This is a genomic window from Microbacterium sp. ARD31, assembly GCF_031844425.1.
This window is the reverse complement of the sequence record NZ_JAUZVE010000021.1, coordinates 61001-74826: the sequence shown is the minus strand read 5'-3', so window position 1 is coordinate 74826 and position 13826 is coordinate 61001. Positions and strand designations below refer to the sequence as shown.

Sequence of the window (13826 nt, the reverse complement as noted above, 5' to 3'; positions counted from 1 at the left end):
TCGGGTAGAGGATGCGTACGACGTTACGTGCGAGCCGGCAACAACGGCGCCACAGTCGGGCCTCAGTGGCGCTACAACTCGCGGGGGTTGCCGGTGACCTCGCGATGCGCGAGCGCCGCGATGACGGCGGTGGAAAGACCGACGATCACCACATCCCCGCCCGTCCACGGCAGAGGGTCGGATCCCGGCAGACCGAGCGTGTGGCTCAGGGCCGCTCCAAGGAGGGTGGCTCCCGCTATCAGCCGGGCAGCCAGGCGCGACTCGAAGCAACGCGCGACGGCGAGCCGCGAGGCGGTGAGGATGCCGACGACGCCGAGGACGGCCGAGAGCAGTGCGAAAGGGTCGAGGCGAAGGTCGACGCATACCGTCGATGCGAGGTGCCCTGCCGAGATGACGACCAGGGCGGCGGGAACCGACCAGGTCAGGGCGCGGTGGCCCGCGGTCCGGCGGGGGATGTCCATACGTCTCCGTCGGTGACCGCGGCAGCGCCCGCGGCGGGTGAGTCAGGGCGGCGCCAGGCCATCATCAGGTCTTTCAGGAAGAGAAGCCCGATGAGCGCTGCGGGAACCCCGATCGCCAGCATCCGGATCCCGGGCTGGGCGAGGGCGATGAATACCCAGCCGACCTCCGGCAGCCAGCCGTCAACGCGGGGTTGGACCGCGCTTGCGAGAGTGAACGTCCAGGGGTCCACGCTGTCGTTGGCGTCACCGCGCGTCTGAAACGTGGGGCTGGCGTGCGGGTCCGTGCTCGCGGTGATCGACACGATGCGGTGGGTGACCAGTTCGGTGATGCCCGAGTCGCTCGGGGGTAAATAGGTGATGATGTCGCCTTCGCGAAGGTCCGACACGGGTACTTGGCGCTCGAAGACGAGGGCTCCGCGCTCGAAGGTGCCCGACATCGAGCCGCCGGTGATCACGTACCGATCCAGTCCGAACAAGCTCGGCACGAACATGAGCGCCGCGATGGCCGTGCCGACGATGGCAACGATCGTGACGATTGCGTTGCCCGCGGTGCGGGCCGTCTTCCCGGCGCTCATGCTCGTTCCTCGTTCGATCTCAGGTCACTGGTTTGTGACAGTGGGTGCGGTCTGGGTGCCGTTCCACGTGTAGGTCGCCGAGGCGGACTTGCCCTGCTCGGCGTTGGTCGCTGCCTGCGCGAGCGTGACGGAGAAGATGTACTCGCGCGACTCGCCGGCGGCGAAGACGCCGAGCGGCAGCGGGCCCGCGGCGGTGAGGTCCGCGAAGGTGCCGGACCAGATGGGCGTGGCCACACCGGTCTGAGTGATGACGAGAGAAAGGTTCGACTTGGTGGCGAAGCCGTTGACCGCGTTCTCGGTGAGCGTGAACGCCTGATCCAGCGTGCCGGTGTTGGCGATCGTGACCTTGCCGTTCACCGTGTCTCCGGGCTTCACGTTGGACAGGTTGAAGATCGACGTGCCGGCCTTGGAGTTGCTCTGCAGCAGGGTTCCCGAGTTGTACGCGTTGCCGGTGTTGACGGAGTTCGAGACGAAGTCGGCCCCGGACCCGGCGGTGATGGCCGCGGCCACGAGGAGACCGGCGAGCGGTACCAGGATGCGCTTTCGCGAGCGGGTGGGCTTGGCGGCGGCGGCTTCGAGCGAGGTGGCGTTCATGGGGTTGTCCATTCTTCATCGGGTGTGGAAAAGCTCCTGACACCGAAACTACGAAGGTGCCGTCAACGGCTGATCCACGGCCGGGTTACGTCAGGGCCATCGTTCCGCCACAGAACCTCCCCGTGGTGCCCTTGGCGTCTGCCACGCACCCCTTCGGTACCGTGATCACGTGACAGAGACGAAAACCGTGCGGAGACTCGCCCGCGCCGCTGTGTGGGTCCTTTGCATCGGGCTGACCATCACCGGGACGATAATGACGTCCGTTCGCGAGATCGTGGTGGGGCACGACGAATATTCCGTCGAAGGCGGTGTGGTGTCCTCGAACGTGGAGGATGTCGTCGCGATCTGGCCCATCGGGCTCGGTCTGCTGTGCGTCGGACTCGCCGCGCTCGTTGCCGTGCTGGTCATTGAGGCGTATCGGCCGGAGCCGGCGGGTCGAGGTCTCACGGGCACGACTGACGCGCGAATCGGGCAGCAGCCGGCCGGTTGATGCGCGCCGTCGTGATGGATGCCGTGGGTCAGCCGCTCTCGGTGCGCGACGTTCCCGATCCCGCCCTCCCGCCCGGCGGGGTCGTCGTCGAGGTACGGGCTACCGGGCTGTGCCGCAGCGACTGGCACGCGTGGGCGGGACATGAAGACGTCGCCCTGCCGCACGTTCCCGGCCATGAGCTCGCCGGCGTCGTCGTCGCTGTCGGCGCCGGCGTCGAGCGGTGGTCGCTCGGCGATCGGGTCACCGTCCCGTTCGTGTGCGGCTGCGGCCGGTGCGAATGGTGCCGCACCGGCCAGGCGCAGGTGTGCCCGGATCAGGAGCAGCCCGGTTTCACGCACTGGGGCTCGTTCGCCGAGCGGGTCGCGCTGCACGCCGCGGACACGAACGTCGTCGCCATCCCCGACGGTGTGTCGTTCGAGGCCGCGGCGGCGCTCGGCTGCCGGTTCGCGACGGCGTACCGCGCGCTCACGGCGCGAGCGCGGGTGCGCGCCGGCGAGTGGGTGACGGTCGTGGGCGCGGGGGGCGTCGGCCTCAGCGCCGTGATGATCGCGCGGGCGCTCGGTGCGCACGTGGTCGCTGTCGACCGCACCGGCGCAGCCCTCTCGGCGGCGCGAGCGCTGGGAGCCGAGCATGTCGTGCTCGCCGACGGTGCGGACGTCCCCGCTCGGGTCCACGATCTGATCGGCGGCAGCCACATCTCGGTGGACGCGGTCGGCAGCGAGCAGACGTCGGCCGACGCGGTGCTCAGCCTGCGGCGCCGGGGTCGGCATGTGCAGGTCGGCCTGCTGCCCTCACCCACCGGGCTGTCCGGCATCCCGATGGCGCGGGCGATCGCGTGGGAACTCGATATCCTCGGCAGCCACGGCATGGCCGCCGCGGACTATCCCGGCATGCTCGCGCTCATCGAGAGCGGCGCCCTGCGCCCGCAGGACCTCGTCGAGCAGGTGGTCGGGCTGCAGGAAGCGGCCGCCCGGCTGCCGCTGCTCGACCGGGCGGCCCCGGCCGGCATGACGATGGTCGACCCCCGGCTGCCCTGACCCTCGGGCGCGGGGGTGCGCGGTGACGTGGGCTCCGCGAGCCCCGGCATCCGCCGCGAGACGCGCGATCGTAGGTGAGACGCGGGATCGTGGAGGCCACCGGCGGCGCGGTGAGCCCCGGCATCCGGTGGGGCAGGGGATCGGCCGCGAGACGCGGGATCGTAGGTGAGACGCGGGATCGTGGAGGCCACCGGCGGCGCGGCGAGCCCCGGCATCCGGTGGGGCAGGGGATCCGCCGCGAAACGCGGGACGTGGCCCTCGGTCTCGCGGAAGGCACCCGGTCTCGGATGCTGCGCGTCAGGTGCGGCTGACGATCAGATACCGCTCGTCGGAGGTCGGGCTGCCCCAGTAGCGGGGGTCGTCGAGGCTCCGCAGGTCCACGTGGCTCCGGAAGCCGCCGACGAGCGCGACGCCTTCGTCGGCCGTCAGCCCGACCCCGGTGTGCCATCGACCCTCGACGAGGATCAGCACGCCCGTCGGAGTGAGCAGTCCGAGCCAGTTCTGCAGGGCTGCGGCGGGATCCGGCATCGCCCAGAGGACGTGGCGCGACAGCACGACGTCGAACGATCCCGCCGGCAATGGCGGGCGGGCGGCGTCGCCCACGATGAACGTCGGCTTCGGGTTCGTCGTCCCGGCCTTCTCGCGCGCCCGGCGGATCATCTCGGGCGAGAAGTCGACACCGGTGACCGCGTGCCCGCCCTCGTCGGCGAGCAGGATCGACAGTGTGCCGGTCCCGCAGCCGAGGTCGGCCACCTGAAGCCCGCGGCCGTGGATCAGAGGAAGCAGCAGGTCTGCCCACGCGCGACGGACCTCCGGGTCGTGCAGCCCGTGGTCGGCAGCCTCGTCGAAGTGTTCCGCTTCGGCATCCCAGAGAGCCCTCGCATCGTCCGTCATCCCGCTCATCCTTCCAGCCGTGCCGCGCACGAGCCCCGACGTGAGTGTTCTCTCTTTCTCCCGCGGGGACGGACAAGGTCTTCGCACACGTCGTGCTGACCCGCGCCTAGGGTTACGCCATGACTGGAAGCGTCGAGGGGGAGGAGTTCTTCTCGCCGGACGAGTCCGCCGTCGCCATCTACCGGGCGCTCGCGGCGCCGCTCGTGGCGGGCGAGGATGTCGCCGTGAGGGTGACGAAGAGCCAGGTCGCCTTCCGGGCCCGACGCGCGTTCGCCTTCGCCTGGGCGCCGGGGCGGTACGTGCGCAGCGTGGTGCCGGTCGTCGTCTCATTCGCTTTGCGACAGCCGCTCTCGTCGCCGCGGTTCAAGGAAGTCGCGCACTCTTCAGCACGGGTCTGGATGCACCACGTGGAGCTGAAGACGGTGGACGACGTCGACGAGGAAGTCAGAGCGTGGCTCAAAGCGGCTTATGCGGAGGCGCGCTGACCGGACTCGAGGAGCCGACGCCTCACGCCTCCAGCTGCGCGAGAAGCTCGATCGGCTCGGTGCCCGAGAACTCCACGATGCGGCCCTTCGCGATGCGGTACATGCCCCATTCGGCGACGTTCGCGCGTCGGCGGGTGGGCGCGATACCGCGGAAGGGCCCGAGGTGGGTCCCGCTGCCGCGGAGGTGCGCCGCGACGCGGTCGTCTTCGACGATGAGCTGGATGCGGCGCCACCGCCAGTCCGGGAACGCATGGAACAACTCGGCCAGGTCGTCGATCCATGCATCGGCGCCTCCGGGCAGGTGCGCGCGGCGCACGGCGGGGTCGACGAGGGACCGGATGGCATCGAGGTCGTGCCGGTTGCAGGCGTCGAGGTAGTCCGCGTACCACTCGCGCATCTCCCACGGCTCCACCAGACCATTCTCGGTGACGGCTCGCAGGGGCGATCCCGGTGATCGCTACAGTGATCCGCATGACACCGAAAGACCTGCGCTTCGAAGCGCCGATCGGAGCGAACGTCAAGGGCGAGATGTGGTCGTGTGTGGAGATCCCTTCGTCCGTCGACTTCTTCGGGACCGGGAAGTCCGTCCGGGTGGACGCCGAAGTCGACGGCATCCGGTTGGAGAACGTCGGAGCGATGGTCACGGGCACAGGCGGCCACATGATCTCGCTCAGCGCGAAGGTGCGGAAGCAACTGGGAAAAGACGTGGGCGACATCGTTCGCGTGGCGGTCGCGCCGAGCTCGCCGGCGCGCTGAGGCGGGCGACCCGTGGGGTGCGGCCGGCAGAGCGTGGGCAGTCTGCCGCGTGGGGCGCGTGCGCACGCTACACCGGCAGCCGCGTTGGCGGCGTGACGGCATGGGCAACGTGCGCACGCCTCACCGGCAGCCGCGCGTGCAGCCTGCCGCGTGGGCAGCGTTCCGCGCGTGCAGCGTGCGCACGCCTCACCGGCAGACGCGTACCCGGTGACCCTCGAAGCCGACCACGTCGCCGAGCTGCAGTTGCCGACCGCGGCGGCGATCGACCTCGCCGTTGACGGTCACGTAGCCGTCGATGATCGCTTCCTTCACATCTCCGCCGGAGTCCAGAAGCCCCGCGAACTTGAGGAACTGCCCGAGGCGTATCGCCTCGCCGCCGATGGAGACGTCGTCGATCGCAGCCGGGTTCACCATCCCCGAATCGTATTCGAGACGACCCGTTCCGGCCCGACCGCTCGCACGAAAGGCTCGTCGCATCGCCTTAGGCGGCACGAGGGCCTTCAGAGTGTCACTTCCAGATCTTCTTCAGACAGGTTCTCTGGGCATGGCGCTAGTTCGGACTGAAGATTCCGGGGTGAGTCCCATAGCGTGGTGTCACTTCCCGCGGGGGTCTCGTCGTCGTAGACGATGAAGGGCCACCGTGGGATGACCAGTTGTTTCCGGCAAGAAGCAAAGCAGAGATCCCACGATGACCCACCACCAGTCTGCCCTGACGACCCTGATCGGCGAAGTCCTCGCCGATCCCGACCTCGCCCACTCGGACGTGTTCCGACGGATGCTGCAGGCCGGCCTGCAGGACCTGATCAACGCGGAAGCGACGGTGAAGATCGGCGCGGGCCCGCACGAGCGCACCCCAGAGCGGACCACGCGTCGTAACGGCACCCGCCCGACCCCGGCCGGCGAGGTCGACCTTCAGATCCCGAAGCTGCGCGAGGGGTCGTTCTTCCCGTCGCTGCTCAGCCCCCGCCGCCGGGTCGACAAGGCACTCTACGCGGTGATCTGCCAGGCGTGGATCGACGGGGTGTCCACTCGCAAAGTCGATCAGCTGGTCCGGGCGCTGGTGGTCGTCTTCCCGAGGGTGGAGTTGCCGGAGAGCATCACGCCGGCGTGCCCGGAATTCCGTGCGCGGTTCTCCTGGAACGCACGTGTGAGCAGCTGCATCCCGGTCTTGGAGGCGGTGGTGGCGAGGAAGATGCCCCCGGACAGGTAGTCCATCCTGGCCTGGTCCCACGCGAGGCGGTCCGCTTTCGTCGCGTCCTCGGAGAGTGGTTCGGGGGCGGTGAGTGGTGTCTTGAGGTAGTGGAGGAGCGATTCGCGTCGGTTGAGCGCAGGGGGTGGGTCAACTCGCCTCGGGTGGCGATCAGCTCACTGGCGGCATGGGTCAGCTCGCTGACGGTGGGGACGTCCTGAACGACGGTGTCCGTCAGCTCGCCTCGGGCGGCGACCTGCTCGGCGACGGCATGGGTCAGCTCGCCGACGGCGGAGGCCTCTTGCAGGATGGCACCGCTCGACTGGCCGACGGCGGGGTCGTGTTGGCCGACGGCGTCACGCAGTTGGCAGACGGCACGACCGCATTGGCGGACGGTGCCCGTCAGTTGTCTGACGGGATGGTGACCTATGACGACGGCTCGCAGCAGTTCACCGAGGGTACGTCGACGCTCGCCTCCTCCATGGAGCCGCTCACGCCTGGGCAGGGGGGGATGGTGGCGGCCTCGGTGCTGCTGCTCATCGTCGTAGCGCTGCTGGTCGCCTGGATCGTCCGACGGATCGTTTGGTCGCGGCGATCCCAGCAGTCGGCCCCGCCCCCGCACGCGTCGGCCTAGGCGCATCACGGGGCCTGGGTCGGAGACATCTCCGGCCTGGGCCCCGTGATCCCGAGGTGGTGGAACTTGTCAGCTGGCGCCGACGAGATCCACGCGGAGCACCGTCACCGATCGTGCCGGTAGGTGGACGCGGTGATCGGTGTCGACATCGGGCCTGACCTCGACCGCCGTCCGACGGACCACATCGGGCTCGGCTGCAGTGTTGTGACGGGTGGGGGAGTCCGACGTCAGTACGTCGCGAGCCGTCACCCGGACGGGGGTCGCGAAGCTGAGGTCGACGTCCGCCTCATCCGCGATGTGCGTATTGACGAGATTGATGGTCACCGTGTCGGCAGCCCTCGATGCGAAGACGTGGATGTGGGGTTCGTGCAGGTCTGCGTCGACGTGGACCGCCGTCGCGCCTTGATGCGGCTTGTACATCATGAACACGTCGAAGTTGGGCGTCCGGATCGTGTGCGCCCCGTCCGTGAGCAGCAATGCGTTGAGGACGTTCACCGTCTGGGCATTGCAGGCCATCGCGACCGAGTCGCCATTGCGATGCAGGATGTCCAGGCTGAGGGCAGTCGTGATGGCATCGCGCATGGTGATCTGCTGAAAGAGAGCGGGACGAGCCGAGAACGCATCGCGATGCCAGTTCCCCCACTCCCCGAGGATGAGATCGACCGACACCGGCGGCGCGAAGAAGTCGGACTCCGGGGTCGGCAGTTCGGCGATGCCCTCATCCATCAGGTGCCGTTGCTCGAGGAGCACGTCCTCGAGCTCCAACGACGATTCGATGACTCGGTCCCACCCGGCTTCGTCGAAGGAGACCGCGGTCTCACCCTCGGTGAGGTTCCAGTTGTAGAAGTGCAGGTCGTAGCCGTTGATCGGCGGTACGCGGTACTCCGCTAGCCCGCGGAAGAAGTCTCGTGTCCACTGCACGCGCTCGAGAGGTTTGTTGCCGTCGGGCCCGCTCGCGATCGCGTACATCGAGGTCTGCTCGAGGATGCCGAGTGTGAATCTGGGCATGGCAGTGGCAAAGACCCGGTAGGCATCGAGGTAGGACCCGGCGGTCGTCGTACCTCCACCACCCCACGGCTCGTTCCCGATACCCCAGTAGGAAACGCCGTACGGAGCCGGGTGACCGTTGTGCGCGCGCTCGCGAGCGAGGTCGGTGGGCTGGCTGCGATTGCAGTACTCCATCCAGTCCGTCGCCTCGGCCACGGTTCCACTCATCATGTTCACGTTGATCCACGGCTGCGCGCCGATCTGCTCGCACAGCCGTAGGTACTCGTCGGTGCCGAAAGCGTGATTGTCGAGCTCGTACGTGCCGAAGTTCTCGTTGAACGTGACCGGGCGTCGAGACGCCTCCCCGATGCCATCTCGCCAGTGGTACGTGTCGGCATAGCAGCCACCCGGCCAGCGCAGAACGGGCGGCGCAAGTTCGACGAGTGCGTCGAGCACACCCTGACGAACGCCATCGGTGTGGGGGATGTCGCTGTCGCGCCCCACCCAGATGCCGCCGTCGATGCACTGCCCGAGATACTCGATGAACTGACCGTGCAACTCAGGCGGGATCCGATGGGCGAGCGCGTCCGGGTCGATCTTGATCGTCATGATCTGCCTTTCCTCGCGCTCTATCTTACTAAAATAAGATAAGGCGCGAAAGAGGGCCTGCAAGGATGACAAGATGACCGACGCCGAGCCGAGACGCAGACTCTCGATAGCTGACCGGAGGCGCCAGATCGCGGAGCGGGGTGTCGAGCTCGTGGCGCGGTACGGCAGCTACGGCGTGACGATGCGGCAGGTCGCCGATGCGGTCGGACTCACGCTTCCCGGCCTCTCGCATCATGTCGGTGGGCGGGACGAACTCCTCACCCTCATCGTCGAGACGCAGTTCGACGACGACCCGAGCGGGGCGCTGACGGAGGCGGTGGCGAACCCCTCGACGTCGCTCCCGGGTCTGTTACGGGCGATCGTCCAGCGAAACTCGGAGCGCCCGCAGTTGACGGCCGTGTACCTGCTCCTCGCCGTCGAGGCTCACGCCGCGGACCATCCCGCCCATGACTACTACGTCGAAAGGCACGCGCGCATCACAGCCGTCTTCAGGGACAGGCCGTGGCGCTTACCCGAGAGATTTCGGAGCGACGGTGCCACGTCGGATCTCGTCCGGACGTCGTTGAGCGCTCTCGATGGGGTGCAGCTGCAAGCTCTCACCGATCCTCGCGAGAGCGCGATCAGTCTCTGGGCAAGGGTCGAGCGGACGTTGTTCGGTGGCCCGGAGTGGGCCGACTACCGCTGAGAAGCGACAAACGGTGTAATGCCAGCTGGAGCACTGCTGGCGGACAGTTCGCCGGCCGACCTTCCGCGAAGACGATCACGAAGATCGCCGCGGTCTTGTGAGAGGTAGCACGCCCACCAGCGTCAGTGAATTCGAGCCAGGCGGGCGCACTGCTACGAGTCAGTTGACGATCGGGAGGACACCGCACGGTGTCCTCCCGATCGTCAGCTGATCCCCGCGCGACGGAGACTAGGGCGTGGGCGAGACGCGCGCGCCGAGACGGGCTCCTTCGATATCAACATCAGGCAGCAGTCGGTCAAGCCACTTCGGCAGCCACCAGGCCGCATTGCCACAGAGGTGCAGCACAGCGGGGACAAGGAGCATCCTCACGACGAAGGCGTCGACCAGTACTCCGAACGCCAGTCCGAAGCCGAGAGGCCGCACCACGGTCGCGTCTCCGAAGATGAAGCCGGCGAAGACCGCGGCCATGATAATTGCCGCCGCCGTGACGACTGCTCGCCCGCCGTTCACGCCCTTGGCCACCGCGAGTCGTGCGGGCGATCCGTGCGCGTATGCCTCACGGATGCCGGAGCCGATGAAGAGCTGATAGTCCATCGCCAGGCCGAACAGGATGCCCACGAGCAAGGTGGGGAGGATGCTGAGCACCGGCCTGGCGCTCTCGACGCCGAAGACGGAACCGAGCCAGCCGAACTGGTAGACCGCCGTCACCGCTCCGAGTGACGCGAGGAGTGACAGGACGAATCCGCCGGTGGCGATCAATGGCACGAGCAACGATCGGAACACCAGGATCAGGATGAGGAACGACAACCCCACCACGATCATGAGGTAAGGCGGCAATGCGTCGGCGATCTTCTCGCTGATGTCGATGTTTCCGCTCGCGGCGCCGGCTACGGAGAACGCGACGTCGCTGTTGGTCATCTGCAGGCTGCGCAGGTCGTGAACCAGCTGCTCCGTGACTTCTCCTTGGGGGCCCTCGGTGGGCAGCAGCTGGTAGAGCAGAACCTCATTGTCGTCCGAACCGCCTGCGGGGGCGACGGCGGCGACCCCCTCTTGTGCCGCGAGCGTTTCGGCGATCGCGATGTTCGTCGAGACGAGGTCTTCGTCGGCGACCGCAGAGGGCAGATCCGCCACGACCAACAATGGGCTGTTCTGTCCCGGACCGAACGCCTCTTCGATCGCTGCGAATGCCCGATACTGAGTGGAATCGTGGGCTTCTGATGATCCGTCGGGTAGTCCCAACCGCATGTCGATCGCGGGCAGGGCAATCACGCCGAGCGCGGCGACCGCAGCGACGGTGGTGACGATCGCACGTGTGGTGCTCATCTCCTTTACCGGGCGTTCCGTGACGTGCCCGTCCGCCAGCGTCGTCCAGATGCGCTTGGGTAGTGCGCGCCGTCCGATCAGACTGAGCACGGCTGGGGTGAGGGTGACCGCGACGAGAACGGCAGCGAGGATGGCTGCCGCGCCCGCGGTGCCCATCATGCCCAGGAAGGGGATTCCGGTGACCCACAAAGCCATGAGCGCGATGATGACGGTGGCGCCGGCAAAGACGACTGCGCTGCCGGACGTACCGTTCGCCAGGGCGATCGACTCTCTGATATCGAGACCCCTGCGTAGTTGCCGGCGATGGCGATCGACGATGAAGAGGGTGTAGTCGATGCCGACAGCAAGACCGAGCATCAGCCCGAGTACAACGGTGGTATCGCTCATCTCAACCAGGCTTGAGAAGGCCAGGACGGTGAGCATGCTCACCCCCACGCCGATCAGCGCGGTCAACAGCGGCAATCCGGCCATGACGATCGTCCCGAGCATGATGAAGAGCACAATTGCGGCGATGACGATGCCGACCGCCTCAGCCGACGCGCCGTGCGCGGCAGCGGCCGGCGCGATCTCAGCGGAGTAGTCCGTTTCGACTCCGCTGAGATCGGCGTCGTCGAAGATCGTGCGAATCTCCTCAGTCGTGCTATCGCTGACCTCTGTGGAGGTCGCCTCAAAGGTCACGGAGATGATCGCGGTGCTGGAGTCTTCTGAGACCAGGCGGATGTCTTCCGAAAGCGCCGCTAGGGCCTGGCCCTGCTTGATTTGAGTCTCCTGGTCATTCAGCTCGGCTGCGGAGTCATCGAGCGCAGCCTGCTGCTGCGTGAGTTGTTCGGCTACCTGCTCGTAGGCGCCTGCGGCTCGCGCCTGCGCAACGGCAGCGTCGAGCTGTGCTTGGCCGGCGTCGAGGTCAGTGTGTGCATCGCTGATCTGCGCTACGGCATCCGAGAGTTGCTGTTCCTGCGCGGTCCGCTGCTGCGAGGTCACGAAGGGGTCGACCACTGAGTCGACCCCTTCGACGGCGTCAACCTCCGAGATGAGCGTCGAGATCTCCGCCTGGGTGTCGGAAGTGAGTGCTGTGCCGTCCGAGGTGTGCACGACAACGGTGCCCGATCCCTGCTCGCCGCCGCCGAGGATGTCCACAAGGCGGTCCTGCACCTGTTCGGTTGCCGTGCCCGGGACGGTGATCTCGGAGGTCAGCACGCCGCGGAAGCCGAGCCACGCACCCACCGCGGAGAGGAGGATGACCAGCCACGCGGTAATGACGATCCAGGGGCGGCGGGCCGAGAACCCGCCAAGTCGATAGAGCAGTGATGCCACAGCGAAGCCTTTCGGAGATTGTGAGCTGCCGCGCCATTGCGAACCGATGCGTCTCGTAATGTACGGACCTTCGCTGAGAAATTGCTAGACGCTGCGACTCGTAATCACCACAGCCAGCACCACGGCTGCGAGCGACCCCTCAGCGGCCGAGTAAGAGATCGACCGTCGACACTGCGTCCGACGTCGTAAAAGGAGCGCCGGTCAGCGCGCGGGCCACGATCGAGCCGAACAGGGCATGCAGGAACGCATCGGAGGGGAAGTCTGTCGGCAGCTCACCTTTGAGCTTCGACTGCTCGAGGCGGTCGAGGATTGCCGGGCCGGCCGCACCCAGGCGTTCGCCGATCCCATTCGTGACCGCCGGATCGTGCGTCGCGGCGGACAGCAGAGAATTGAGGAGGTGGACGTTACTGCCCTGTGAGAGGAACGAGTAGACACCTACCATCCAGGTTCGGAGATCGGATCTCACGTCGCCGGTCTCGGGCAGATGGAATTCGTCGACGATCAGAAGGCCTTCCATCAAGCACTCCGCAACCACCGCGGTTTTCGTCGCATACCACCGGTAGATCGTTTGCTTACCGACGTTTGCGCGGGCCGCGATGCCCTCGATCGTCACGGCGTCGAAGCCCTTTTCCTCAATGAGCGATGCTGCCGCGCGCAGGATGGCCTTCCTCGACGACTCGCTCCGGGGGGCACCCACTCGTCCGCTAGCCATCTGCGCACGATATCAATCGGGGCAATGCCACTCGCTCCGGTCTGCTGCGATCGACGATCGTGCGCGGGACTTTGACCCGTTCGATCGCAGAGCCAGTGATCACGTCTTGATCGAGAGGGTCCTCACAACCTGCGTCCGTCACTCTGAGTCGGAGTCGAGTCCGTTGAGACGAGCTCCGCGGATGAGTCCGCACGGATCCCCGTACTGCGGTCGGCCCATTGCTGTGCTCGAGAAGCCTAACAGTCCGGACTGATTCGAGAATGTCCGACCTGACTTGAGAAGTGACACAGAGGGGCTGACGGGAATCGAACCCGCGCTGTCTGCTTGGGAAGCAGAAGTTCTGCCATTGAACTACAGCCCCGAACGCCGCGTTACGGCGCCCGGACAGCATAACAGCCCCGCCCGGATAGGCTGATCGCGTGCTGCTGAGCGACAGAGACATCCGAGCCGAGATCGAGGCGCGACGCATCGGACTCGACCCGTGGGACCCGGCGATGGTGCAGCCCTCGAGCGTCGATGTGCGCCTCGACCGCTACTTCCGGCTCTTCGACAACCACAAGTACCCGTTCATCGACCCGGCGAAGGATCAGCCGGAGCTCACCCGCCTCATCGAGGTCGAGCCCGACGAGCCGTTCATCCTGCACCCGGGCGAGTTCGCGCTGGGTTCGACCTTCGAGCAGGTGTCGCTGCCGGACGACGTCGCCGCGCGCCTCGAGGGCAAGTCGTCCCTCGGCCGCCTCGGCCTGCTGACCCACTCCACGGCCGGCTTCATCGACCCCGGCTTCACCGGGCACGTGACGCTCGAGCTGTCCAACGTCGCCACGCTGCCCATCACGCTGTGGCCCGGGATGAAGATCGGCCAGCTCTGCTTCTTCCGCCTGTCGTCTGCGGCCGAGAACCCCTACGGCTCAGGACCGTACGGCAACCGCTACCAGGGACAGCGGGGGCCGACGGCATCACGTTCGTTCCACAACTTCCATCGCACCGACGTCGGTTCGACGGATGCGGGTTCCCGCGGCAACTGACCGCTCCGCCGCCTCAGCCTCATCGCCGGACGGGCGTTAAAGAGACGGCTGCTCGT

Annotated in this window: 16 protein-coding genes, 1 tRNA gene and 1 pseudogene; 8 read left to right on the top strand and 10 right to left on the bottom strand. The window is 67.1% G+C overall.

Features of this window, described 5'->3' with window-relative positions:
- Nucleotides 1-71: 71 nt before the first annotated feature.
- From Q9S36_RS32160 to Q9S36_RS32150, 3 genes are read right to left on the bottom strand one after another with little or no spacing between them, the layout of a single operon-like run.
- Nucleotides 72-461 (bottom strand): hypothetical protein, encoded by a 390-nt coding sequence (locus Q9S36_RS32160; protein ID WP_311288895.1) that lies wholly within the window; start codon nucleotides 459-461, stop codon nucleotides 72-74.
- Complete coding sequence (locus Q9S36_RS32155) at nucleotides 422-1036, bottom strand: signal peptidase I (RefSeq protein ID WP_311288894.1); 615 nt, start codon at nucleotides 1034-1036, stop codon at nucleotides 422-424. Before Q9S36_RS32155 ends, Q9S36_RS32160 begins: the two co-directional genes overlap by 40 nt.
- A 24-nt stretch (nucleotides 1037-1060) precedes the next feature.
- Nucleotides 1061-1630: a TasA family protein gene (locus tag Q9S36_RS32150; RefSeq protein WP_311288893.1), complete on the bottom strand. Its 570-nt coding sequence runs from the start codon at nucleotides 1628-1630 to the stop codon at nucleotides 1061-1063.
- A gap of 169 nt (nucleotides 1631-1799) precedes the next feature.
- Here Q9S36_RS32150 and Q9S36_RS32145 point away from each other — a divergent pair, with 169 nt between their 5' ends.
- Nucleotides 1800-2120 (top strand): hypothetical protein, encoded by a 321-nt coding sequence (locus Q9S36_RS32145; RefSeq protein ID WP_311288892.1) that lies wholly within the window; start codon nucleotides 1800-1802, stop codon nucleotides 2118-2120.
- Nucleotides 2120-3157 carry an alcohol dehydrogenase catalytic domain-containing protein gene (locus Q9S36_RS32140; RefSeq protein ID WP_311288891.1) on the top strand — a complete coding sequence of 346 codons (1038 nt, stop codon included), beginning with the start codon at nucleotides 2120-2122 and terminating at the stop codon, nucleotides 3155-3157. Before Q9S36_RS32145 ends, Q9S36_RS32140 begins: the two co-directional genes overlap by 1 nt.
- Before the next feature lie 297 nt (nucleotides 3158-3454).
- Here the strand turns inward: Q9S36_RS32140 and Q9S36_RS32135 are convergent, their stop codons facing one another.
- Nucleotides 3455-4051: a class I SAM-dependent methyltransferase gene (locus Q9S36_RS32135; protein ID WP_311288890.1), complete on the bottom strand. Its 597-nt coding sequence runs from the start codon at nucleotides 4049-4051 to the stop codon at nucleotides 3455-3457.
- A 119-nt stretch (nucleotides 4052-4170) separates the two neighbouring features.
- Between Q9S36_RS32135 and Q9S36_RS32130 the strand changes: the two genes are divergently transcribed.
- Nucleotides 4171-4536: a DUF5655 domain-containing protein gene (locus Q9S36_RS32130; protein ID WP_311288889.1), complete on the top strand. Its 366-nt coding sequence runs from the start codon at nucleotides 4171-4173 to the stop codon at nucleotides 4534-4536.
- 22 nt (nucleotides 4537-4558) lie between these two features.
- On the opposite strand, the gene Q9S36_RS32125 is transcribed toward Q9S36_RS32130, so the two are convergent.
- Entirely contained in the window at nucleotides 4559-4948 is a 390-nt protein-coding gene (locus tag Q9S36_RS32125) for an ester cyclase (RefSeq protein WP_311288888.1), read from the bottom strand.
- A 59-nt stretch (nucleotides 4949-5007) separates the two neighbouring features.
- Between Q9S36_RS32125 and Q9S36_RS32120 the strand changes: the two genes are divergently transcribed.
- Entirely contained in the window at nucleotides 5008-5292 is a 285-nt protein-coding gene (locus tag Q9S36_RS32120) for a DUF1905 domain-containing protein (RefSeq protein WP_311288887.1), read from the top strand.
- Between the two features lie 186 nt (nucleotides 5293-5478).
- Here the strand turns inward: Q9S36_RS32120 and Q9S36_RS32115 are convergent, their stop codons facing one another.
- Nucleotides 5479-5706: an RNA-binding S4 domain-containing protein gene (locus Q9S36_RS32115; protein WP_251452905.1), complete on the bottom strand. Its 228-nt coding sequence runs from the start codon at nucleotides 5704-5706 to the stop codon at nucleotides 5479-5481.
- A 274-nt stretch (nucleotides 5707-5980) separates the two neighbouring features.
- On the opposite strand from Q9S36_RS32115, the pseudogene Q9S36_RS32110 reads away from it, so the two are divergent.
- A pseudogene (locus Q9S36_RS32110) lies at nucleotides 5981-6352 on the top strand (transposase); the annotation flags it as partial.
- 274 nt (nucleotides 6353-6626) lie between these two features.
- Nucleotides 6627-7115, top strand: a complete 489-nt coding sequence (locus tag Q9S36_RS32105; protein ID WP_311288886.1) for a hypothetical protein — start codon at nucleotides 6627-6629, stop codon at nucleotides 7113-7115.
- A gap of 69 nt (nucleotides 7116-7184) precedes the next feature.
- Here Q9S36_RS32105 and Q9S36_RS32100 read toward each other — a convergent pair whose 3' ends face one another.
- Complete coding sequence (locus Q9S36_RS32100; RefSeq protein WP_311288885.1) at nucleotides 7185-8711, bottom strand: alpha-L-arabinofuranosidase C-terminal domain-containing protein; 1527 nt, start codon at nucleotides 8709-8711, stop codon at nucleotides 7185-7187.
- A 73-nt stretch (nucleotides 8712-8784) separates the two neighbouring features.
- Here Q9S36_RS32100 and Q9S36_RS32095 point away from each other — a divergent pair, with 73 nt between their 5' ends.
- The gene (locus Q9S36_RS32095) at nucleotides 8785-9396 is read left to right on the top strand and encodes a TetR/AcrR family transcriptional regulator (protein WP_311288884.1); all 612 of its coding nucleotides are present in this window, start codon (nucleotides 8785-8787) and stop codon (nucleotides 9394-9396) included.
- A 228-nt stretch (nucleotides 9397-9624) separates the two neighbouring features.
- On the opposite strand, the gene Q9S36_RS32090 is transcribed toward Q9S36_RS32095, so the two are convergent.
- The 3 genes from Q9S36_RS32090 to Q9S36_RS32080 all read right to left on the bottom strand — a co-directional run bounded on the left by Q9S36_RS32090 (nucleotide 9625) and on the right by Q9S36_RS32080 (nucleotide 13106).
- Complete coding sequence (locus tag Q9S36_RS32090) at nucleotides 9625-12033, bottom strand: MMPL family transporter (protein ID WP_311288883.1); 2409 nt, start codon at nucleotides 12031-12033, stop codon at nucleotides 9625-9627.
- A gap of 139 nt (nucleotides 12034-12172) precedes the next feature.
- The gene (locus Q9S36_RS32085) at nucleotides 12173-12745 is read right to left on the bottom strand and encodes a TetR/AcrR family transcriptional regulator (protein WP_311288882.1); all 573 of its coding nucleotides are present in this window, start codon (nucleotides 12743-12745) and stop codon (nucleotides 12173-12175) included.
- A gap of 290 nt (nucleotides 12746-13035) precedes the next feature.
- Nucleotides 13036-13106: transfer RNA gene (locus Q9S36_RS32080), tRNA-Gly, on the bottom strand.
- Between the two features lie 58 nt (nucleotides 13107-13164).
- On the opposite strand from Q9S36_RS32080, the gene dcd reads away from it, so the two are divergent.
- The gene (gene dcd / locus Q9S36_RS32075; protein WP_251452902.1) at nucleotides 13165-13770 is read left to right on the top strand and encodes a dCTP deaminase; all 606 of its coding nucleotides are present in this window, start codon (nucleotides 13165-13167) and stop codon (nucleotides 13768-13770) included.
- The last annotated feature ends 56 nt before the right edge of the window (nucleotides 13771-13826 follow it).

Bases quoted from the DNA above. Each gene is read 5' to 3' on its own strand.
- Q9S36_RS32140 (WP_311288891.1), top strand. From the start codon at position 2,120: ATGCGCGCCGTCGTGATGGATGCCGTGGGTCAGCCGCTCTCGGTGCGC.
- Q9S36_RS32155 (WP_311288894.1), bottom strand. From the start codon at position 1,036: ATGAGCGCCGGGAAGACGGCCCGCACCGCGGGCAACGCAATCGTCACG.
- Q9S36_RS32085 (WP_311288882.1), bottom strand. From the start codon at position 12,745: ATGGCTAGCGGACGAGTGGGTGCCCCCCGGAGCGAGTCGTCGAGGAAG.
- Q9S36_RS32160 (WP_311288895.1), bottom strand. From the start codon at position 461: ATGGACATCCCCCGCCGGACCGCGGGCCACCGCGCCCTGACCTGGTCG.
- Q9S36_RS32130 (WP_311288889.1), top strand. From the start codon at position 4,171: ATGACTGGAAGCGTCGAGGGGGAGGAGTTCTTCTCGCCGGACGAGTCC.
- Q9S36_RS32095 (WP_311288884.1), top strand. From the start codon at position 8,785: ATGACCGACGCCGAGCCGAGACGCAGACTCTCGATAGCTGACCGGAGG.
- Q9S36_RS32100 (WP_311288885.1), bottom strand. From the start codon at position 8,711: ATGACGATCAAGATCGACCCGGACGCGCTCGCCCATCGGATCCCGCCT.
- Q9S36_RS32115 (WP_251452905.1), bottom strand. From the start codon at position 5,706: ATGGTGAACCCGGCTGCGATCGACGACGTCTCCATCGGCGGCGAGGCG.
- Q9S36_RS32150 (WP_311288893.1), bottom strand. From the start codon at position 1,630: ATGAACGCCACCTCGCTCGAAGCCGCCGCCGCCAAGCCCACCCGCTCG.
- Q9S36_RS32120 (WP_311288887.1), top strand. From the start codon at position 5,008: ATGACACCGAAAGACCTGCGCTTCGAAGCGCCGATCGGAGCGAACGTC.
- Q9S36_RS32135 (WP_311288890.1), bottom strand. From the start codon at position 4,051: ATGACGGACGATGCGAGGGCTCTCTGGGATGCCGAAGCGGAACACTTC.